At 58.3% G+C, this 18,982-nt stretch carries 19 protein-coding genes; 15 read left to right on the plus strand and 4 right to left on the minus strand.

Going from position 1 to position 18,982, the window contains the following annotated elements:
• Both NKJ11_RS28790 and NKJ11_RS28795 read right to left on the minus strand, forming a co-directional pair.
• Entirely contained in the window at positions 1 to 1,578 is a 1,578-nt protein-coding gene (locus tag NKJ11_RS28790) for a nickel ABC transporter substrate-binding protein (RefSeq protein WP_127291988.1), read from the minus strand.
• 122 nt (positions 1,579 to 1,700) lie between these two features.
• Positions 1,701 to 2,921: an amidohydrolase family protein gene (locus tag NKJ11_RS28795; RefSeq protein ID WP_352442496.1), complete on the minus strand. Its 1,221-nt coding sequence runs from the start codon at positions 2,919 to 2,921 to the stop codon at positions 1,701 to 1,703.
• 169 nt (positions 2,922 to 3,090) lie between these two features.
• Between NKJ11_RS28795 and NKJ11_RS28800 the strand changes: the two genes are divergently transcribed.
• Together NKJ11_RS28800 and NKJ11_RS28805 are read left to right on the plus strand one after the other, a co-directional pair.
• Positions 3,091 to 3,771: a GntR family transcriptional regulator gene (locus NKJ11_RS28800; protein WP_352442495.1), complete on the plus strand. Its 681-nt coding sequence runs from the start codon at positions 3,091 to 3,093 to the stop codon at positions 3,769 to 3,771.
• Between the two features lie 39 nt (positions 3,772 to 3,810).
• Complete coding sequence (locus NKJ11_RS28805) at positions 3,811 to 4,503, plus strand: flavin reductase family protein (RefSeq protein WP_127291983.1); 693 nt, start codon at positions 3,811 to 3,813, stop codon at positions 4,501 to 4,503.
• A 138-nt stretch (positions 4,504 to 4,641) separates the two neighbouring features.
• Here NKJ11_RS28805 and NKJ11_RS28810 read toward each other — a convergent pair whose 3' ends face one another.
• Entirely contained in the window at positions 4,642 to 5,712 is a 1,071-nt protein-coding gene (locus tag NKJ11_RS28810; RefSeq protein WP_127291980.1) for an NAD/NADP octopine/nopaline dehydrogenase family protein, read from the minus strand.
• A 232-nt stretch (positions 5,713 to 5,944) separates the two neighbouring features.
• On the opposite strand from NKJ11_RS28810, the gene NKJ11_RS28815 reads away from it, so the two are divergent.
• From NKJ11_RS28815 to NKJ11_RS28850, 8 genes are all read left to right on the plus strand, one after another.
• Positions 5,945 to 6,916 carry a LysR family transcriptional regulator gene (locus NKJ11_RS28815; RefSeq protein WP_127291977.1) on the plus strand — a complete coding sequence of 324 codons (972 nt, stop codon included), beginning with the start codon at positions 5,945 to 5,947 and terminating at the stop codon, positions 6,914 to 6,916.
• A complete protein-coding gene (locus NKJ11_RS28820) occupies positions 6,913 to 8,382 on the plus strand; it encodes an NAD(P)-binding domain-containing protein (protein WP_352442494.1) in 1,470 nt (489 codons plus the stop codon). The genes NKJ11_RS28815 and NKJ11_RS28820 overlap by 4 nt, the downstream gene beginning before the upstream one ends.
• 8 nt (positions 8,383 to 8,390) lie before the next feature.
• Positions 8,391 to 8,861, plus strand: a complete 471-nt coding sequence (locus NKJ11_RS28825; RefSeq protein WP_206535270.1) for a CMD domain-containing protein — start codon at positions 8,391 to 8,393, stop codon at positions 8,859 to 8,861.
• A complete protein-coding gene (locus NKJ11_RS28830; protein ID WP_023809595.1) occupies positions 8,858 to 9,421 on the plus strand; it encodes a peroxidase-related enzyme in 564 nt (187 codons plus the stop codon). The genes NKJ11_RS28825 and NKJ11_RS28830 overlap by 4 nt, the downstream gene beginning before the upstream one ends.
• Positions 9,422 to 9,477: 56 nt before the next feature.
• Positions 9,478 to 10,218, plus strand: coding sequence for an amino acid ABC transporter ATP-binding protein (locus NKJ11_RS28835; protein WP_023809596.1), 741 nt, complete (start codon positions 9,478 to 9,480; stop codon positions 10,216 to 10,218).
• A 24-nt stretch (positions 10,219 to 10,242) separates the two neighbouring features.
• Positions 10,243 to 11,070 (plus strand): transporter substrate-binding domain-containing protein, encoded by an 828-nt coding sequence (locus tag NKJ11_RS28840; protein ID WP_023809597.1) that lies wholly within the window; start codon positions 10,243 to 10,245, stop codon positions 11,068 to 11,070.
• A 66-nt stretch (positions 11,071 to 11,136) separates the two neighbouring features.
• On the plus strand, positions 11,137 to 11,853 hold the full coding sequence (locus NKJ11_RS28845; RefSeq protein WP_352442493.1) for an amino acid ABC transporter permease: 717 nt from the start codon (positions 11,137 to 11,139) through the stop codon (positions 11,851 to 11,853).
• Between the two features lie 17 nt (positions 11,854 to 11,870).
• The gene (locus tag NKJ11_RS28850) at positions 11,871 to 12,563 is read left to right on the plus strand and encodes an amino acid ABC transporter permease (protein WP_023809599.1); all 693 of its coding nucleotides are present in this window, start codon (positions 11,871 to 11,873) and stop codon (positions 12,561 to 12,563) included.
• Between the two features lie 487 nt (positions 12,564 to 13,050).
• Here the strand turns inward: NKJ11_RS28850 and NKJ11_RS28855 are convergent, their stop codons facing one another.
• Positions 13,051 to 13,461, minus strand: a complete 411-nt coding sequence (locus NKJ11_RS28855; RefSeq protein WP_023809600.1) for a helix-turn-helix domain-containing protein — start codon at positions 13,459 to 13,461, stop codon at positions 13,051 to 13,053.
• A gap of 438 nt (positions 13,462 to 13,899) precedes the next feature.
• Between NKJ11_RS28855 and NKJ11_RS28860 the strand changes: the two genes are divergently transcribed.
• From NKJ11_RS28860 to terL, 5 genes are all read left to right on the plus strand, one after another.
• A complete protein-coding gene (locus tag NKJ11_RS28860; protein ID WP_352794812.1) occupies positions 13,900 to 14,817 on the plus strand; it encodes a hypothetical protein in 918 nt (305 codons plus the stop codon).
• Complete coding sequence (locus NKJ11_RS28865) at positions 14,814 to 15,218, plus strand: hypothetical protein (protein WP_352794813.1); 405 nt, start codon at positions 14,814 to 14,816, stop codon at positions 15,216 to 15,218. Before NKJ11_RS28860 ends, NKJ11_RS28865 begins: the two co-directional genes overlap by 4 nt.
• 268 nt (positions 15,219 to 15,486) lie before the next feature.
• Positions 15,487 to 16,866: a site-specific DNA-methyltransferase gene (locus NKJ11_RS28870; protein WP_352794814.1), complete on the plus strand. Its 1,380-nt coding sequence runs from the start codon at positions 15,487 to 15,489 to the stop codon at positions 16,864 to 16,866.
• Positions 16,863 to 17,312 carry a DUF5681 domain-containing protein gene (locus tag NKJ11_RS28875; RefSeq protein ID WP_352794815.1) on the plus strand — a complete coding sequence of 150 codons (450 nt, stop codon included), beginning with the start codon at positions 16,863 to 16,865 and terminating at the stop codon, positions 17,310 to 17,312. Before NKJ11_RS28870 ends, NKJ11_RS28875 begins: the two co-directional genes overlap by 4 nt.
• Complete coding sequence (gene terL, locus NKJ11_RS28880; protein ID WP_352794816.1) at positions 17,309 to 18,763, plus strand: phage terminase large subunit; 1,455 nt, start codon at positions 17,309 to 17,311, stop codon at positions 18,761 to 18,763. Before NKJ11_RS28875 ends, terL begins: the two co-directional genes overlap by 4 nt.
• Positions 18,764 to 18,982 lie beyond the last annotated feature (219 nt).

Raw genomic sequence — 18,982 nt, forward strand, 5'->3', positions numbered from 1 at the left:
CTACTCGGCCAGCACGATATTTTCGTATGGCATATCGTATTCGGTGACCGGGCTGGTGAAGCCCTGGACCCGCTTGGAGTGCGCCCAGATGCTGGGAACGTAAACCAACGGCGCTATCGCGTCGTTGTCACGCAGCCAGTCGTAAACCTTTTGGATCGATGGCGCGATCTGATCCCCGGTTGCCGCTGTCGCAGCGTTGATCAGCGGGTCCAGGTTGGCCGGATCGGTGAACAGCTTGCCCTCGACATCGTTTTTGAAGGTCGAGAGGCACAAGGCCACCACCGTGCCGAACGGATCGTAAGGAGCCCCGTAGGTCAGGAAGAAGCCGAGATCGTATTTCCGTTCGAGCATGTCGGTGTGCTTAGAAGCGTGGTCGACAGAGCGGACGATCAAATTGATGCCGATTTCCTTCATCTCGGATTGTATGACTTCGGCCACGACGCGAGAGCCGGGAACGGCGTCGGGACTGACGACAATCTCAAGCGTCAGTGGCGTGCCGTCCTTGGAACGCACGGGACCACCCGTCCAACCCGCCTTCTCCAGGAGCGCTGATGCGGCCGCAACGTCGCGAACTGGGGCATCATGCTGGGTGCCAGCAAATGGCAATGCATCGGAGAACAGGTTGCCCGCCGGTCGGGCAAAGCCTTGGTAGAGCGCCTGGGAAATCGCCGCGCGATCGATCCCTATGCTGACGGCCTTGCGCACTTGCGGATCCTTGAGCGCTTCGGTGCGATCGGGATTGAAAGCCATCACCAGTGTGACGTTGCCGGGATCGATGACCACGTTGAGCCCTGCGGCCTCGAGCTGCTTTGCCTCAACGGGGGTAAGCGGCGCGATCCAAAACCCGCCGACGAGATCGATCTCGCCAGCGCGCAGGGCGGCAACCCGCGCGCGCGGATCAGGGATGACCTTGGCTTCGAGACGCTGATAAGTCGGCTTGTCGCCCCAGTAGCCGTCGTAGCGCTCGAAAACACTTTGTGTATCGTCAGCGCTAAGTTGACGCCAAGGACCGGTGCCGACGGGTTCGACAAATTTGCCATTCGCATCGACCGATTTGGGGCTAAGGAACCTCGGCGGCCGTGTGTAGGAAAGCTCCTGCATGAGCGCCAGCGGCGGTTCTTTGAAATGAACGGCTATCTGGTGCTCATCGATCACTTCCAACGATTGAAAATACTTGGAGCAGTTCATCCAGCTGAACTGATCGAGTCCTAGCCAACGCTCCAGATTCCACTTGCAGCTAGCTGCATCGAACACTGCGCCGTCCTGGAACGTTACCCCCTGGCGCAACGTAAGATGCAACGTCTTGCCCCCCTCTTCGATCTTCCAGTCGGTCGCAAGGCAAGGCTCGATCTGGCCGCCCTTGCCGTACCGCACCAGCGGCTCGAACATCAGGTCCTGAATGGCCCAGATCGCGTAGTGGCTCTGCGGATCAAGATTGCCCGCGGGTTTGGCGATCGCCACTCGCAATGTGCCCGCCGCCCCCTCGGCAAAGGCAAATTTGGTGAAGGTAGCATCGGTTATTGCGAGTCCTAACGCCCCTGATCCGATCTGCAGAAATGTACGCCTGTTGAATGACATGATTGCTCCTCTCGTTGCTTATTGTTCCCTGGGGCCTAGGTTGCCTCGAAAGGCACTGGGGCCTTTTTTGTATAGACATATCACATTATTGTATACAATTTAATTTAGACATCGTATCCCTTCTAATAAGTTTTTGTGCTCATTTGCGCAGGTGAGGTCTGCACCGCAACCCCGCCTCGCGCGACGACCTTGCCGCGCTTGACGACCAACGCGCGCGGCCGGTGGGACACGACGGCATCGGCGAGTGTCTCGCCTTCCACCAAAACCATGTCCCCCCAGCAGCCGGGCATCAGGCCGTACCTTTCCAGCGCAAGAACTCCGGCACCGCCGCGCGTGCAGACGTCGAGGGCCCATTCGAGTTCATCGTCGCGGCGAAAATTGTTGCGCAAGCCGACAAACATCGCGCGTTCCAGCATGTCACCACTGCCGTAAGGTCCCCAGATGTCACGGATGCCGTCATTTCCGGCGCCGACGACCACTCCAGCAGATCGCAATTTGGCGACCGGAGGCGACGGCTGCGATGCCGGCCCGGTGGTAAGAATATGGATCGAAAGCTCCGCCAACTCGTCGATTAGTCGGCCGACATAATCGGCATCGTGCATGCCGAGACAGAAGGCATGGCTGACTGCCACCCTTCCCTGCATGCCGAGTGCACGGGTGCGTTCGATGATGAGTTCGAGCGAAAAGGCGCCAAGCTCTCCCGCTTCGTGCAAATGTATATCTATGGGCCGGCCAAAGCGTTGAGCGAGGTCGAAAATTGCATCGAGGTGCCCTTTGGGATCGCGATCAACCCCAGCAGGGTCCAGCCCGCCGACCACCTCGGCGCCCATTTCCAACGCCCGTCGCATAAGTTCGACAGTGCCAGGCCGGATCATCATACCGCCTTGAGGAAAGGCGACGATCTCAATATCGACGAGGTCTCGTAGCTCGTCACGAGTGCGCATGACGCCCTCTACACCGGCAAGGCCGTGCACGGTGTCGATATCGACGTGGCTACGGATATGGGTGGTGCCTTGCGCCACTGAGGCAAGCGCCTGTCGACGCGACTGGCGGACCGGATCGATACCCAAGCGGATCTTGGCTTCACGCTCGGTCTCGATCTTGTCTATCAAGCGAGGGCCGACTTCATTGCGATACCACGCCATTCCGATCATCGATTTGTCGAGGTGGGTGTGCGCTTCGACCAAGCCCGGAACGACGATGCGACCTCCGCCGTCCTCCACCAGCCCGCCCAAAGGTGAAAGCTCCGGCTCGACGCGGGTAATGCGGCCATTCTCAATAAGAATATCCACATTGGAGCCAGCCATCGGGCGCACATTTCTAATCAACAAATTGGTTGTCATGCGGTGCGCTCCTCCCAGAGGCAGCCTATCGTCTGCGGCACGGCGACGGCCGCCTGCAGGTCGTGTACGTAACTACCGCATAATTGTATACCTATTTCAAGATAAATCGTATCCCATATTGACAAAAATATATCTTGATCGATAAGTTGCGGGAGCTTAGGGGGATGCGATGACCAAATCGAGTCGAGCCGAAAACGTCTACTTGTCGCTGCGTCGCGCCATCATTGAGCAGGCGCTTCGCCCCGGTATGAAATTGCCCGAAGACGCCATCGGCGAGCAGTTCGGCGTTAGCCGGACCAGCGTACGAAACGCGCTTGTCCGACTGAGTGCCGAAGGCCTGGTGGAGGTGAGGAATAATCGCGGAGCCTGCGTCGCCGAACCGACGCTCGAGGAAGCGTTAGATATATTTTCCCTACGACGCTGCCTGGAGCGCGAGGTAGTGGACCGGCTTTCGCGAAAGATCACACCCGCTCAATTTGCGGCACTTGAGGGCCACGTCAAACTTGAAAGGGACGCAGTAAACACGAGCGGACCATTATCGATACGGCTGGCGGGCGAATTCCACATTCTGCTGGCCGAACTCACGGGATCGAAGCCGCTGACCCGTTATGTCAGCGAGATTGTATCGCGCTGTTCGCTGATCCTAGCCTTGTACAGCCGTCCGCACTCCGATCAGTGCGGCGTCGACGAACACGTCGAAATCATTCAGGCGCTGCGCCAACACAATCCCGAGCGCGCCATGCATGCGATGGAACACCATCTCGAGGCACTCGAGGCTCGGGCGCAAATCAGCGATCAAACTGAGCCCGACGTTCGCTCCATCCTGAGTACATACGCTCAGGCAGGGTGACCAACTCTCAAGCAGCTTGGCAAAATTCAGGAGGATATAATGCTCAACCCCCAGCCCGAGCCGGTGGGGCAGCGGAGCCGCGTGAGCATCGACTTCGCCCGCATCTCGGCACGCGAACGCTACAAGCTGCTGATCGGGGCAGTGGTGCCTCGGCCAATCGCTCTGGTGACCACACGACACCCCGACGGGACTGTCAATGCTGCGCCCTACAGCTTCTTCAATTGCCTCTCGGCCGATCCTCCAATCCTAGCCCTGGGTGTGGAGAACCATAATGACATGTCCTTCAAAGATACGACGCTCAACATCCGACTGACTGAGGAATTCACAGTCAACATCGTGGACCATGCGCTGGTTGACGCCATGAACGTCTGTGCCGTCCCATTTCCTTCCCACATTGACGAACTGGCCGAGGCCGGACTGACGCCTGTGCCCGGTGAGACGGTCCAATGCCCCTACATTTTCGAAGCGCCTATAGCCTTCGAATGCCGCCGACATTTGACGCTTGGCCTGGGTAAGTCGCGCGAGATTGTCCTTGGTCAAGTTATGCGGATGCACATTCGTGAGGATCTTGTTGACCAGGAGCGTTTCTATATCGATCAACTCGCGCTAGACGCCGTCGGCAGAATGGGTGGACACGGTTATTCGACCACCCGCCACCAGTTTGACCTGCCAACGATGTCGCATGAGCAATGGTTGGCAATGAGGCCTATGCCACCCAACACCGATGGATAGCGCCCTGATCGCGCAACGCGCTCGTCGCTTCAATCATCCTTCCTGATCGTGCAGAGACGCTGCCTGCGGCCAAGGACCCTGCCGATGCCGGGCTGGGAGAATATTCACTGCAGCTGGGCTACAGCGCACTGGAAGCTGTTATAACCCTTTGCGGCAAAGGGTTTCAAGATCCGCCTTTGTCATTTCCTCGATGCCGAGCGCAGGAAGAATATCATTATCTCCCTTGAGATCCCGGCCATAAGCCGCCGACAAGATGGAAATTCCGGATTCATGGAGTGTCGCCGGATTTCCGCTGATCTTCCCCAGAACGGCAGTCGGTAGCAGGCCGAACGGAACATCCTCGAGAATATAGCGGCTCTGGATGGTTGTCGGGCCAAACCCGCCGCGGCCTAGACGATCCATCTCCTGGTTCATGTCCGAAACAGTGCTCATGGGCACATGAAACGACAATGAAAAATGTTCCTGGACCGTACGAACCGCGATACCGAAATGGGCAGCGATGGCCAACCGTTCGGCATCCAGAGCCTCGATCAAGCGACCAACGGCAGGAGTGACATTTCCCCCTTGGCTCCACTGCTCGGCCTTTTCCATGCGTGTGAGATTGAGAAGGGCAATTCCCAGATGGTTCTGCGGATTGAGGTTGCTGAGCGCAATCGCCAGCAGACCATCCCGCTTGACGAAACGATTGCCGAACAAGGCCGTGCAAAGCTCGTACCCTTGGTCGAGCGCATCGAAAGGCAGCGTCGCAACATCAAGCTTCTGGCGAATGGAAGTGACATTGACTTCGGTTGATCCGAGCTGGCGGCCAGTCAGTAGCGTTGTGCCCCAAACGACGATCGGCAACCTGACCTTGCGCTCGGCCAACCGCTTCCAGAGATACAGAGCCCCGAACGAACTATGCGAACTGATGATGACCGGAATTCCATCTGCCAGATGAGGGACGGCGGCGTCCATCACCATCTTGTGGCCGTAAGCCGGAAGCGCGATCACCACCACGTCCGCGTGCTCGATAGCATCTCTGCAATCCTTGGCAATGCGCACCGGCACCGTCGCCTCGATATCCCCCGTCGCCTTCAACAATTCGCCAGTAGCCAACGTTCTGGTGCGGTGTCCCGACGGTGACCAAAGTGTTGGCGAGTGTCCCGATTGTGCCAAATAGGCCGCAAGGCCATAGGCAATTGCTCCGGCGCCTAGAATACTCACGCGCATAACATTCCTCCTGTTGCAGGCTTTATGGTTCGAGAATCCTTGTAGTCCCGGCCTACAAGTTTTTTCATCACGAGGTTTCGAATTGGAGTCACCTCGGTTGCCCCCAGCCGTTTCGATCAAGGGCTCCGGCTCTGAGCCGGCAAGCGCCGCTGAGAACATTAGTTTCCGCTTGACATATATCAAAAATGAATGAGACGATGTCAATCATACGTATTTCACATGTAGGGAGAATATGGAAACTCGGGACCTTCAGACCTTCCTTGCGGTGGCTGCCAGCGGCAGCATTACCAAGGCGGCTGACATGCTCGGGCGTTCCCAACCTGCGGTGACACGCACCATTCAGGATCTTGAGGGCGAACTTGGCTTCGAATTGCTGCACCGGGTCGGTCGACGGGTGCAGCTATCTGAAGAGGGTGTCGCATTTGAAGAAGAAGCGCGGCGACTGCTGATGTCCTTCACCGAACTCGCGGCGCGGGCCAAGATGATCGCCGCCGGCCGGGGTCGGATCCTGCAGATTGTCACAACCTCCGCGATCGGCACTGGCCTGATCCCGACGGCCATGGCCGAGCTCAAGGGTATCGAGCTTCCGCACGAGACACATCTCGGACAGTTTCTTCCCTCCATCGTGGCCCAGGAAGTGCGCAGCGGTCGTGCCGAGATCGGCTTTTCAAGCCTGCCGCTCGATACACCCGGCCTGGATGTCCTGCGGCTCTATTCGGCGCCCGATGTTGCTGCTGTGCGGGAGGACGATCCGCTGGCAGAACTCGACGTCATACCGCTTTCGGCCTTTGCCGGCCGTCGCGTCGCTACCTTGCTCAACCCGCTGCGTTTCCAACTGCACGTCTCCAAGGCATTGGCCGCCAGGGGTATCGACACCGGGCCAGTGATCCGGACGAATACTGCCTATGGCGCGTTGCAGCTTGTGCGCCGGACCGGCGTTGCCGCTGTCATTGATCCCCTCACCGCCTATGGCGTGGCCTTGCCAGGGGTCGCCATCCGCCCGATTGACGCGACCGTTCTCTTTTATTGGGGGGTTGTGGCTGCCGAAAAACGTCCCCTTCGTCCAGTCGCACAGGCGTTGATGGAGGCGGTCGAAGCGGTGGCTGAACGATCGATAGTCGGCTTCAAGAAACTCGATCCGGCCTTGGCCGGCCAACTGGTGACCGATCCTGCATCCGCCACAAATCACGGAACGGGGATATGAAGCATTCCCCCACCGCGCCAATTTTGACAAGTCTTGCCGCGCTCGAGGCACAGCTGGCGCAGGATCTCGACTTCCTCGAACTGCCTGCCAGGCCATGGGTCCCGGCACGTTCGCACGATGGTGTCCCTGTCCGTGACGTCGTGGTGATCGGCGCCGGCATGTGTGGACTTGCTGCCACGGCAAAGCTGGTGCTGACGGGGATAACCAATGTCGTCGCCTATGACGCGGCTCCGGCAGGGCTCGAAGGGCCGTGGGTAACGTTTGCCCGCATGCAAACGCTCCGGTCGCCGAAAACCCTGCACGGTCCGTCGCTCGGCCTGCCGCAATTGACGTTCCGCGCCTGGTTCACGGCGCAATGGGGCGTTGAGGCCTGGCGGTCGCTGGACAAAATCCCCAAGGGCCAGTGGATGGATTACCTGGTCTGGTACCGCAAGGTCCTGGCTCTGCCATTGCGCAACAGCGTGCGCATGACCGCCGTCGAACCCGTTGGTGATCTGATTGCGATCGATATCGAAGGCGCGGAATCCGGCCGGGTTCTCACCCGTCGTCTGGTTCTGGCCACCGGTCGCTCCGGTCTGGGCGGTATTGCCGTACCCGATTTCCTCAACGGGATCGATCGCGCCTATTGGGCCCATTCTGCCGACGACATCGATTTCGATGCGCTGAAAGGCAAGCGTGTGGCAGTTATCGGCGCCGGTGCCTCTTCCATGGACAATGCTGCGACCGCACTCGAGGCGGGCGCCGGTTCTGTCGACATGTTGATCCGGCGCAAGGAGATGCCGCGCATCAACAAGCTGACCGGCATCGGCAGCCCGGGTGTCGTACTCGGCATGCATGAATTGCCCGATGCCTGGAAGTGGAAGTTCTTCGACTACACCGCCTCCACCCAGACGCCGCCGCCGCGTTCATCCACGCTTCGCGTGTCTCGCCACGCGAATGCCCGGTTCTTTCTCGACTGCGGCATCGTTGCGGTAAGGGAAGATCCGGAGGGCCTGCTGATCGAAACCACACAAGGGCTGATGCGCTACGACTTCCTGATCGCGGCAACCGGTTTTTCAAATGACTTCAACGGCCGCCCGGAATTCGCGGCGATCGCCCCACATATCCGCACCTGGTCGGATGGCCGATATAGGCCGGATATGGGGCCGGGTCGTGCAGGCATGTCGGACGCGCCGGATCTCGGTCCTGCCTTCGAGTTTCGCGAACGCGTCCCCGGCTCCTGCCCGATGCTTGCACATATCCACTGCTTCAACGACGCCGCCATGCTAACGCACGGCAAGGTCTCCGGCGACATCCCGGCCGTCAGCGCCGGTGCCGACCGTCTTGTGCGCGGCATTGCCGCATCGCTGTTTGCCGAGGATGTCGAAACCCACTTCGCCAATCTGATCGCCTACGACACGCCCGAACTTCTGGGCGACGAGTGGGTCGATTCAACACCCTTGTTGCACAAGGAGGCCGCGCTGTGATTGACGCAATGGACAAGGCAGCGGGTCTTTCACCGGACGATGCCCTTTTCGCTGCACGGCGGTTTCGGCCCGAATTCGTGCGAGGGGCCGAGGAATGTCGCCTCTCGGTGCTGCACCCGGCAAACGATCAGGGGCTGGCGCCGAATTTGCGTGTTGCTCTTGCCCGTCGCATGGCCGCCCTGAATGCCGATCCGGTCCTGGTGGCCGAATATGATGTTCAGCTGGATCAGCTTGATCCTACAGAGCAGCTTCTGGCTGTAGCCCAGGGCGAGACGGCTCTGGAAGAACCATTGGCGACTATCGCCCGGCACGCCGACCTGGTCACGGTGACGCCAAAAAAGGCCGAGGCGAGCGACATCGCCCTGCTCGCCCAGGCCGGATTGAGCAATCCTCAGATCGTCGCGCTCTCCGAACTGATTGCCTTCGTCAACTTCCAGACGCGGGTAGCGACCGGCTTGCGATTGATGAGGTCGGCATGATTTCCTCGGTGCGCCTGAAGCCGCTGAACTGGCAGCCATACATCGCGCCGGTCAAGCTATCCGAAGCCACGCCGGAACAGCTTGAAGCGATGAAGGTTACGCCTTCGGCCAAGAAAGTTTCGGAATATGTGCGCACCCTTGCGCATGACCCAGAGAGCTATCTTGCCCGCACGGTTCTGTTCAACGCAATCATGTATGTCGAAGGCGGGCTCGCCCGTCCCGACCGCGAACTTGGCGCATTGGGGGCCTCGATCGTCAATGGCTGCAAATTCTGTGCCGTTGTCCACGCCCGCCGGCATGCGGAGTTGACCAAGAGCGACCAAGTGGTCACCGCACTTTATCTCGACAAACCTGAAGCGCTCGGCCAACGCGATGCGGCAATCTACAGCTTTGCCCGCCGCCTGTCGGCGGCGCCGTCGGAAGCGACGGCAGACGACATCGCCGCGCTTCGATCAGTTGGCATGGATGACCGCGAGATCATCGATCTGATCCACGCCATATCGATCTTCGGCTGGGCAAACCGGCTGATGCACGTTCTCGGCCATGCGGAGAGCGGGTGATGATGTCGCATGCGGTCAAGGCACTCCGTCCCACACTGTGAAGGGCACCAACCAGAATGCTTGAACTCAAAGATATAAAGCTGTCCTACGGAAGCACGCAGGTTCTGAACGGCGTCAATCTCTCGGTAAAGCGGGGTGACGTGGTGTCGATCATCGGCCCCAGCGGCACCGGCAAGACCACGTTGCTGAAATGCATCAACTACCTTGCCAAGCCGTCCTCAGGAACCATCGCGTTCGATCAGATTCGGATGGATTACCAGCGTGCCGACAAGACCGCTGTCCAGGCGATCCGGTTGCGAACGGCGATGGTCTTTCAGCAATTCAACGTCTTCAAGAACATGACGGTCCTGCAGAACGTGATGGATCCCCTGGTGATCGTGCAGCGCAAGTCCGCAGATGAGGCGCGGGAGATCGCCTTGCGGGAGCTCGAGCGGGTCGGCCTCACCCCGAAGCGAGATAGCTATCCCTCCCAACTGTCGGGCGGCCAGCTCCAGCGCACCGGCATCGCGCGCGCCCTGGCGGTTCGCCCCGACGTGATACTCTTCGATGAGCCTACGTCATCGCTGGATCCCGAGCTCGTCGGTGAAGTTCTAAAGGTGATCAAGGATGTCACCTCGTCAGGGATCACTTCGCTGCTTGTGACCCACGAGATGCAATTCGCAAAGAACATCTCCAACCGGATTGTCTTCATGGATCGTGGCGTGGTTGCCGCCGATGGCAGCCCGGCTGAAATCTTCGATGCACCTTCCAGCCCGCGACTTGCCCAATTCCTGCAGTCGGAACTCGCTTTTCAATAGCTCAACAAGAAGGGAACCTAAGAAATGTCTGCAATCACATCCAGTTTTTCTCGCCGCTATGCCCTGGCCATCGCTGGCGGCATCGCAATTGCCCTTGCAACAGCGGGGATCAGCCATGGCCAGACCGTTCGGACGATCAAGATCGCCACCTCTGCCGAATCCAAGCCGCTGGCATGGGGCGCGATCGGCGTCGAGCCGCAAGGCTATGAGCCCGATCTTCTGAAGGCGATCAACGCAAAGCTGCCGCAGTATAAGTTCGAAATGGAAGGCGTCTCCGACATTGCCCAGGAAACCGGCCTCGCCACGGGCAAGTACGACATCGCGGTCGGTGGCTACTACAAGTCGCCCGAACGCTCCAAGCAGTTCCTCATTCCGGAAAATCCCATGGGCGCCAGCCTGATGAAGATTTACAGCAAGAAAGACAGCGGCATTAAGGAAATGAAAGACCTGGTCGGCAAGAGGATCGTTCCGACCACGGCCGGCGGTGGAACCTACAAGTTCATCATGAATTGGCAGAAAGAAAACCCGGAATACAAGCTCGATGTCACGGCATCGAGTGCCGGTATCCCCTACCCGAACCGGCTGGACGAAGTTCAGAACGGCAAGTTCGACGCTCTCGTCCTGCCGTCGAATCTCGGTGAGCAGACCGTCATCGAGCAAAAGAAACTCGATATCGTGGCGTCCGAGCCAGTGTTCAGCAACAACACCTACATGCTGATCCACCGATCTGACGAGAACAAGGTTCTGGCCGACGATGTGAACAAGGTTCTCAAGGAATTGAAAGACGACGGCACGATCGAAAAGCTCTCGCAGAAGTGGTTCGGCGAGGGCATCGTCCAGTACATGAAATAGCACGGCCGTCGGCGACCATATTCGCTAGTCAGCGGCAAGGCTGAATTGCAAGAAGGAGCGTTCAAAGTGGATGTATCTGCTATGATTCCCGAGTTGCTCTCGGCACTGCCGCTGACGCTCGCCATCACGTTTACAGCCCTCATTTCCGGGTTCTGCCTGGCTCTCATCGCGACAACCCTCCGGGTCCGCAGGGTGCCAGTCATCAGTCACCTGGTGGACCTCTACGTGTCCTATGCCCGGAGCGTTCCTGTCGTACTGCAGTTGTTCGTCGCGTTTTATGGGCTTCCGCTGTTGGTGATCCTGTTCGGCGCCAAAGATTTTATTTCGGCGACGATGGCTGCCATGGTGGGGTTGAGCCTCTACCACGGCGGCTATCTGTCGGAAGTCATGCGGCCTGCATACCTGGCCGTCGATCGCGGCCAGCACGATGCGGCCGACAGCCTTGGATATACGTTCCGACAGAAAATTACTCGCGTCGTCGGCCCGCAAGCGGTGCACTTCGCTTTGCCGGGCTATGGGAACTCCGTCATCTACCTGATCCATAACGTTGCGCTGGTCATGTACATCGGGGCGGCCGACATCATGGCGACTGCGCATCTGATCATGGAGCGAGACTACAACCAATTCCAGTTCGAAACCTATCTCGTCCTGGCGGTCATCTATTCGCTGATGTGCCTGGTCGCATGGCTCATCGTGCGCTTCTTCGAGCTTCGATCACCGATGCAAGCGCCTGAGGCGACGCCAACAACCCCGATCAAGAACCAGCTCCTCGCGAGCGTCTGACGTAAGGGTATTCAACCATGTTTGATACCGATATTTTGCTCCAGGACACGCAGGAAATTCTGAGTGCCGTACCCGTGACGATTGGAATGGCGCTCATGATTTTCGTCCTGTCGACGATAGTCGGCAGCATATTCGCACTTATCGAATACAGACGGGTACCGGTGCTGCGAGAGCTCATCATGACTTACAAGATCGTCTTCAAGGGCGTTCCGATGGTCATCGTTATTTTCCTCGCCTATTTCGGTCTGCCGCCCGCATTCCAGTTCCTGTTCTCATTGCTTGGTATCAACTTCAACGCCCACGAAACCCCCAATTGGGTCATCCTTGTAGTTGCGATTACCGGCTGTGTCGCCGCGTTCCAATCGGAGATTATCAAGGGAGCCCTGAATGCATTCGACACCGGTCAGTCGGACGCAGCCCATTCGCTGGGCTATACGGGCGGCCAACTGTTCCGACGTATCCTATTTCCCCAGGTGGCCCTCACGGCAATTCCTGACCTGACGACTTCGATGATGGTCATCATGAAGGCCCTTTCTCTCGGATTCGCCATCGAGGTTGTCGATATCTTCGCCCAGTCCCAGTTGACCGCCGCGCTGAACTACTACTACCTCGAAGCCTTCGTGATTGCCGTCGTGATCTATATGGTGATTGCCTATATCGTCACACAGATTGCCGACAGGCTGGAGCAGGCGCTGAGGGTGCGGACATGAGGTGGATGTGGGATAGAATCGTCAAGCTTCGGATATCGAGCCGTACCTTGGAGGCAATTCTGTTGGCCATGAAAAGCCCGAGGAGAAGCCCAAGTAGCCGATGTATGTATCGATAATTTTGAGTGCCTGCCGGTCGACCCCATGCCGCCTGGAGCGTGGGCAAATAGACTGAGCTTGCATGCCGACTTGCATTCTCTATCGGCAGCTGCAGATGACACATATTTGTTGAGGTGGGTTCTCCCCCGTCTGGAGGGCTTCCCCTTAGCGGGCGCCGGGCTTTGGACGACAACGAGCCCGCCCGCAGTCTAAAGTATGATTGCGATCAGCGTCGCCCTTACGATCTTGCGCGTGACGCTAATGACATCGACAGCGCCGATAAATTGGGTGTCAACGCCAACCGCAGCCACGCGCCAAAGATTCCCCCAACCCTTGCTACCCAAAATCCCGTGTAGAACATCGGGCGCTGGCACCAGGCCCGTTGTCAACGTCAGCCCAACTGCCTCAGCGCCTTGACCTGCTCCACCGCAACTTTGATAAGCCGAGGTGTCAGTTGGCGCGCCGTCTCGAGGAGCTCGGCCTCAAGTTCCGCCCGCTCGCGCGAAAGCGGGCGTGTCTTTTCCAGACCATCAAAAAAGTCCATCAATGGCATCTTGAGGATGCGCGCTAACTCGGCAAGCGTCTCAATGCTGGGTAGCTGTTTGCCGCGTTCGATATTGGAAATGCTCTCAGGGGTGCGCCCAACACGGTCAGCCAACACTTCCTGGCTCAGCTTCGCCCCGCGCCGCGCAGCCTGAACTCGCGCACCTATAGCCTGCTTTAAAGAGTCGCTCATACTTGAAGCGTGACTTCGGCATTTCTCGTTGACAACGAAGTCAGCTTCAGCATTGGTCATCATCATGAAGTTTACTTCAAGTCACGTCAGAAACATCACCGAACCAGCGGTGACCGCGTCCAGTGTGAAGCCGGCACATCCTTTCAGAAAGAGCGTCATACCCGAATGAGTGCATTGCTCCTATCATCCCTGCAAGACATTGCCACGCCGCTGCGTCGACACCCTCTGGTGCGCAATGCACCGAGCGTCGGAGAGTCTCCCACCAGCGTCTCAGCGCCGGCTTATGACGAGCGCTGGCTTCGCGATCTTCTATTTCGACATCCCGAACTCATCGTCGCCGACCGCGATCACGGCCTTGGAGATATCGTTCCCCTATGCTGCGAACTCCCTCTGCCTCGCGCGGGCGGGACAGTATTTGCGGACCTCCTGGGCGTTAGCAGAAGTGGCCGGCTGGTCGTCATCGAGTGCAAGCTTTGGCGAAATCCCCAAGCACGACGAGAAGTGTTGGCGCAGATCCTCGAATATGCCGCTTTGCTACGACACTGGAGTTTTGGCGATCTATCCTCGACCTTGAGGCGCAAGCTGACCTTGGTTGATCCCAACCCGATCTTCGCCGCGGCGAAGCTTCGGTGGCCAGACCTGGAAGAAGCTCCGTTCGTCGATGCGGTAACACGATCGCTAAGACTCGGAGATTTTCAGCTCATCATTGCCGGTGACGGCATCCGATCGGACACTCACGCGATTGCCGAGCACCTCAACGCGCAGGGCGGCGGACTACTCGCGCTACTTGAAATCCAGATTTGGCAAGCGACTTCTGGAAATATTATCGTTGTGCCTACGGTGCCGCTGCGGACCGAAGTCCTGCAGCAGAGAGTTTTGGTCGATCTCGGCGGTATGCCGCTCTATTTGGAAACGCCAGAACCTATCAGCGCCCTGCCCGCTGACACCATGGAGAATGTTGTCGATCCCGACCGAGTAAACCGGCGGGGCATCAACCGCGCATTCTGGCAGCGGTTCATTGATGAGGTACAGTTCGACCACGCAGACCAACTGGCACCACGCCACGGCGGCGACAACTGGGTGAGAGTTCCCCTGCCCGACCCGCTAGGATGGCTGACTGCCTTTCGGTCGACTGGCAGCAGAGCCGAAGTCGGCCTGTTCCTGACCTTCCGCGAAGAGGATGGTCAGGCTCTCTTTGATGAATTCCACAACGACATTGCAGAATTGCGCGGAGAAACCGGCCTTGATTTGGTCGCGCGGCTGAAATCGGACAGGCCATTTCATGCGGAGTTGGGCGTGTTTAGGCCAAGGTCAGACTTCGCAGACGAAGGCCAGCAGCTCGACTGGCTCTGCCATACGGCTAATCGCTTTGTTTCGTTGATCCGCCCAAGGCTCAGCCTGATGGCGGAGGCTGCCGAATGACAAGGCTGCTCAAATGGGAACGGCTGGCCCTGGAGGGCGACTTCTCAACCATGCCCGCGCCCCTTAAGTGGGATCAATCCGGCCGCTTCGCCCATTTCCTCAACGGGTACGAGGTCGCCGGAGGAATGGACGCTCTAGCCGGCCTTGCCATCGCAATGTCGGGGCAAGCTCGCAAGACGGGCAAATGGCAAGGCAGCGCGCTCGACCTTTGGCTCAGTCTGTTCTTCCAGCAACGCGCCCATCGCCATACCGGATCAGAAGACAATGACCCAATTCTCGACGAACTGTGTGAAGCGCTTCGTGTGGCTCTCAATCAACTGACGCCGGAAGAGGCCAAGGCATTGGCTCTGCGGCTCAAACAGGAGGCCCTCAGCATTTTGCGAATCAGCTTGCGACGCTGAGGTCGCTGAAAAAGCATGTATTGGTTCGGCCTAGATGTAGGCCAACAAAACATTTTGTCGGCCTTCAGCATCACTTTTGCCGAGCGACAAAATATTTTGTTGCAATCTCAAGTCGTGATAACACAAAGAAAAATGCATTTAGTTCAAGTTTCGTTCGATGGATCCGAAGATTTGGTATTTTGCGCCAAGTCAATGGTCGCTATTCTCTGGGTAATTCTCAGGAACATACCGATGTCGGTCGTTCCTGCGCTGGCATTCAGAGGATCTCATGGCCACCAACATCACCACAGTTTCGATCGACGCACTCACCCCTTACCGCAACAACGCTCGCACCCATTCCAAGAAACAAATCCGACAAATTGCCGACAGCATCGAAAAATTCGGCTTCACCAATCCGGTCCTGGTCGACGAGAAGAACAACGTCCTTGCCGGCCATGGCCGACTCTCAGCAGCGCGCCTGCTGGGATGGAAGGACGTTCCAACCCTCTCGATCAACCATCTCAGTGAGGCGCAGAAGCGCGCTTACATCCTCGCCGATAATCGGATCGCCGAGAAGGCCGGCTGGGACAAGCAGATCCTGGCCATCGAGTTGCAGGCGCTGGTCGATCTCGACTTCGATGTGAGCCTCACCGGCTTCGACATCCCAGAGGTCGATCTGATCATCAGCGAGTTCTCGCCGGACAATCAGGATGATGAGGCCGAAGGGGACGAAGCGGAACATCTGAAGCAATCGGCGGGACCAGCAGTAACACGGCCTGGCGATCTGTTCCTACTTGGCGATCATCGACTGCTTTGCGGCAACGCGCTTTCGGCAGAGCATTTCGATATGCTGATGCAGGGCGAGAAGGCATCCGTCTGTTTTACAGACCCGCCCTACAATGTTCCGATCGGCGGACACGTCAGTGGTCTTGGCAAGACGAGCCATCGGGAATTTGCAATGGCATCCGGCGAGATGTCCGACGACGAGTTCGCAGGGTTTCTGGAGCAGTCGTTCTCACTGATTGCTGGGTCGAGCAAGGCGGGCGCGATCGCCTTCGTGTGCATGGATTGGCGCCATATCGCAGAGACCACGTTGGCGGGTAAACAGACGTTCGGCGATCTGCTCAATCTGTGCGTCTGGAATAAGACTAATGCCGGCATGGGCAGCCTCTACCGCTCTCAGCACGAACTGGTGCTGGTGTTCAGGAATGGCAAGGAGCCGCATCGCAATAATGTCGAACTCGGCAAACATGGACGTCACCGCAGCAATGTCTGGACCTACCGCGGCGCCAACAGCTTTGGCACGACGCGGATGGAGGAGCTCGAAGCGCATCCGACCGTCAAACCTGTCGCTCTGGTTGCCGACGCACTGCTGGACGTCAGCCGCCGCGGCGACGTCGTGCTGGACCCATTTGGCGGCTCGGGGACCACGCTACTCGCGTCGCACAAGACGGGGCGCCATGCACGCCTCATCGAGATCGATCCTCACTATTGCGATCTGATCATCCGCCGCTTCGAAAGGCATACGGGCAAGCAGGCAACGCTCGCCACCACGGGCGAGACTTTCGAGGAAATGTTCGAGCAGCGTGGAAGCGTCAAAGCTTCCGGCGTACTCGCCAAAACAGCGTCCGCGACCCCAGCGCCTGAAACTGTGGCAGGCGTGCTGTGACCACCCGGAGAAAGAAATCTGCCGACTACCCGATAGGCTACGGCAAGCCTCCAACTGAAGCCCGGTTCCAGAAAGGAATGTCAGGCAATCCGAAAGGGCGACCGAAAGGCAAAAAAAACATGAACACTATTGTCCGCGAGACGCTCTTTGGGCCGATCCAAATCCAGCAGAATGGAAGGACGACGACGGTGACGGCACTCGAGGCCATCCTCCTCAAAATGCGCAACAACGCGCTGTCAGGCGATTTCCGGTCGGCTGCCCATGCTCTTCAGCTCGCATCGCGTTGTGCCGAACTTGAGGAAAGCCGGCAACCCGATGCGGAGGTCGACGTGTTCGATCCGCAAACAATGGTCGAGATGATGCGGGATTATCTCGACCACAAGAACTCGCCGGAGAACGATACTGAGGCCCCTTCCAAGACCGGCGACCAGGGAGATGAGGAATGAACGCCCCACTCCCCCTACCGGGCCGACCATCCTCCTCGCCCGTTGCACCGACTGCCCTTCAGCTGCTGTTGGGCGCGGCCCGCGATGACCTGGCGACCTTCGTGGCGCTGGCTTTCTCCGCTGTCGATCCAGGTGCCAAGTATTTGCCCAACTGGCACATCCGAGCGATTGCGCATCAACTCGAGCGCGTTTCAGCGGGCAAGTGCAAGCGCCTGATCATTACGATGCCACCGCGATCGTTGAAGTCGGTCACCAGCTCGGTCGCGTTCCCGGCATGGATTCTTGGCCGCGATCCGTCGAAGAAAATGATTTGCGTCTCTTATGCTCAACCTCTTGCGGTCAAGCACGCCAACGATTTTCGAACCGTCATTAACACCGCCTGGTACCGGTCGATGTTTCCGACGTTCAAAGTTAGCCCGCGCAAGAATACTGAAAATGAACTGCAGACCACGCTCGGCGGTGGGCGCCTGGCGACCTCGACCGGTGGTCAGCTAACCGGCCGCGGTGGCGACATCATCATTATCGATGACCCCTTGAAGGCAGATGAAGCGCATTCGGAATCGGCTCGCAATAGGTGCGCCGACTGGGTTCGCACGACATTGATGTCGCGCTTCGACAATCCCGCTGCCGGTGCCGTCGTCCTTGTCATGCAAAGATTGCATGTCGACGACCTGGCAGGCGTGCTTCTGGAGACTGGCGGCTGGGAGCATTTGAACCTGTCGGCGATTGCCGAGCAGGACGAACGCGTCCAGACAAGTGTAAATCGCTGGCACGATCGCAAGTTCGGCGACTTGCTCCACCCCGCGCGTCTGGGACACGCCGAACTGGACGGTCTAAAGCGCCTATTAGGATCGCTCAACTTTTCCGCGCAGTACCAACAATCCCCTGCCCCACCGGACGGCAACATGGTCAAGAGGGTGTGGTTTCGCGACTACGATCCGCATCAGCTCGACCGTCGGTCGATGACCATCGTTCAAAGCTGGGACACCGCCCTTAAGGGCGACCCCTCCAGCGATTACTCCGTCGGAACGACATGGGCCAAGGACGACAACAACTATTATCTCCTTGATCTCGTGCGCGTCAGGGCAGCTTATCCAGACCTCATCAAGTCCGTCAAAAACTCCCTTTTGGAGCACGACCCTGACATCATCCTCATTGAAGATGCCGGCTCTGGCTCAAGCCTCATCGCCGACTTGGAAAGCCAAGACATCAGCACGACGGCGGTAAAAGCCAGAACCGACAAGGAAAGTCGGCTGTCACGCGTTGCCGCGATGATCGAAAACGGCAACGTCAATCTTCCGAAAGACGCACATTGGAGAGATGACTTCCTGCTTGAGGTGCTCGCATTTCCGCATGGCAGGCACGACGACCAAGTCGATTCCATGACGCAGGCCCTGATCTGGATGAAAGACGACAAGCCTACGGGAAGGTTCTATATCGGCAAATTTTGAAGTCCTGCTCCAAAATCTGGGCGCTTTCGCGAAATGTCAGCTTTGCGCCCAATGGCAGTCATTCGTACGGTCCCGTCCATTCACCAAAAGCGGACCATGGGGCGGAAGTATAGGTGAGCATTCCGTGCCGGCGAGCGCCGCCAACTGCGTGCGACTGCCCTGTAAGCCGGAGGTCAGAGCGTCTTGCTCATAAGCAGGATAGGAACCGGAGCCCCGCCA

The sequence above is a fragment of the Mesorhizobium sp. M0243 genome, assembly GCF_040321775.1.
Lineage (GTDB): Bacteria > Pseudomonadota > Alphaproteobacteria > Rhizobiales > Rhizobiaceae > Mesorhizobium.

Bases quoted from the DNA above. Each gene is read 5' to 3' on its own strand.
- NKJ11_RS28790 (WP_127291988.1), bottom strand. From the start codon at position 1,578: ATGTCATTCAACAGGCGTACATTTCTGCAGATCGGATCAGGGGCGTTA.
- NKJ11_RS28795 (WP_352442496.1), bottom strand. From the start codon at position 2,921: ATGACAACCAATTTGTTGATTAGAAATGTGCGCCCGATGGCTGGCTCC.
- NKJ11_RS28800 (WP_352442495.1), top strand. From the start codon at position 3,091: ATGACCAAATCGAGTCGAGCCGAAAACGTCTACTTGTCGCTGCGTCGC.
- NKJ11_RS28805 (WP_127291983.1), top strand. From the start codon at position 3,811: ATGCTCAACCCCCAGCCCGAGCCGGTGGGGCAGCGGAGCCGCGTGAGC.
- NKJ11_RS28810 (WP_127291980.1), bottom strand. From the start codon at position 5,712: ATGCGCGTGAGTATTCTAGGCGCCGGAGCAATTGCCTATGGCCTTGCG.
- NKJ11_RS28815 (WP_127291977.1), top strand. From the start codon at position 5,945: ATGGAAACTCGGGACCTTCAGACCTTCCTTGCGGTGGCTGCCAGCGGC.
- NKJ11_RS28820 (WP_352442494.1), top strand. From the start codon at position 6,913: ATGAAGCATTCCCCCACCGCGCCAATTTTGACAAGTCTTGCCGCGCTC.
- NKJ11_RS28825 (WP_206535270.1), top strand. From the start codon at position 8,391: ATGGACAAGGCAGCGGGTCTTTCACCGGACGATGCCCTTTTCGCTGCA.
- NKJ11_RS28830 (WP_023809595.1), top strand. From the start codon at position 8,858: ATGATTTCCTCGGTGCGCCTGAAGCCGCTGAACTGGCAGCCATACATC.
- NKJ11_RS28835 (WP_023809596.1), top strand. From the start codon at position 9,478: ATGCTTGAACTCAAAGATATAAAGCTGTCCTACGGAAGCACGCAGGTT.
- NKJ11_RS28840 (WP_023809597.1), top strand. From the start codon at position 10,243: ATGTCTGCAATCACATCCAGTTTTTCTCGCCGCTATGCCCTGGCCATC.
- NKJ11_RS28850 (WP_023809599.1), top strand. From the start codon at position 11,871: ATGTTTGATACCGATATTTTGCTCCAGGACACGCAGGAAATTCTGAGT.
- NKJ11_RS28855 (WP_023809600.1), bottom strand. From the start codon at position 13,461: ATGATGATGACCAATGCTGAAGCTGACTTCGTTGTCAACGAGAAATGC.
- NKJ11_RS28865 (WP_352794813.1), top strand. From the start codon at position 14,814: ATGACAAGGCTGCTCAAATGGGAACGGCTGGCCCTGGAGGGCGACTTC.
- NKJ11_RS28870 (WP_352794814.1), top strand. From the start codon at position 15,487: ATGGCCACCAACATCACCACAGTTTCGATCGACGCACTCACCCCTTAC.
- terL (WP_352794816.1), top strand. From the start codon at position 17,309: ATGAACGCCCCACTCCCCCTACCGGGCCGACCATCCTCCTCGCCCGTT.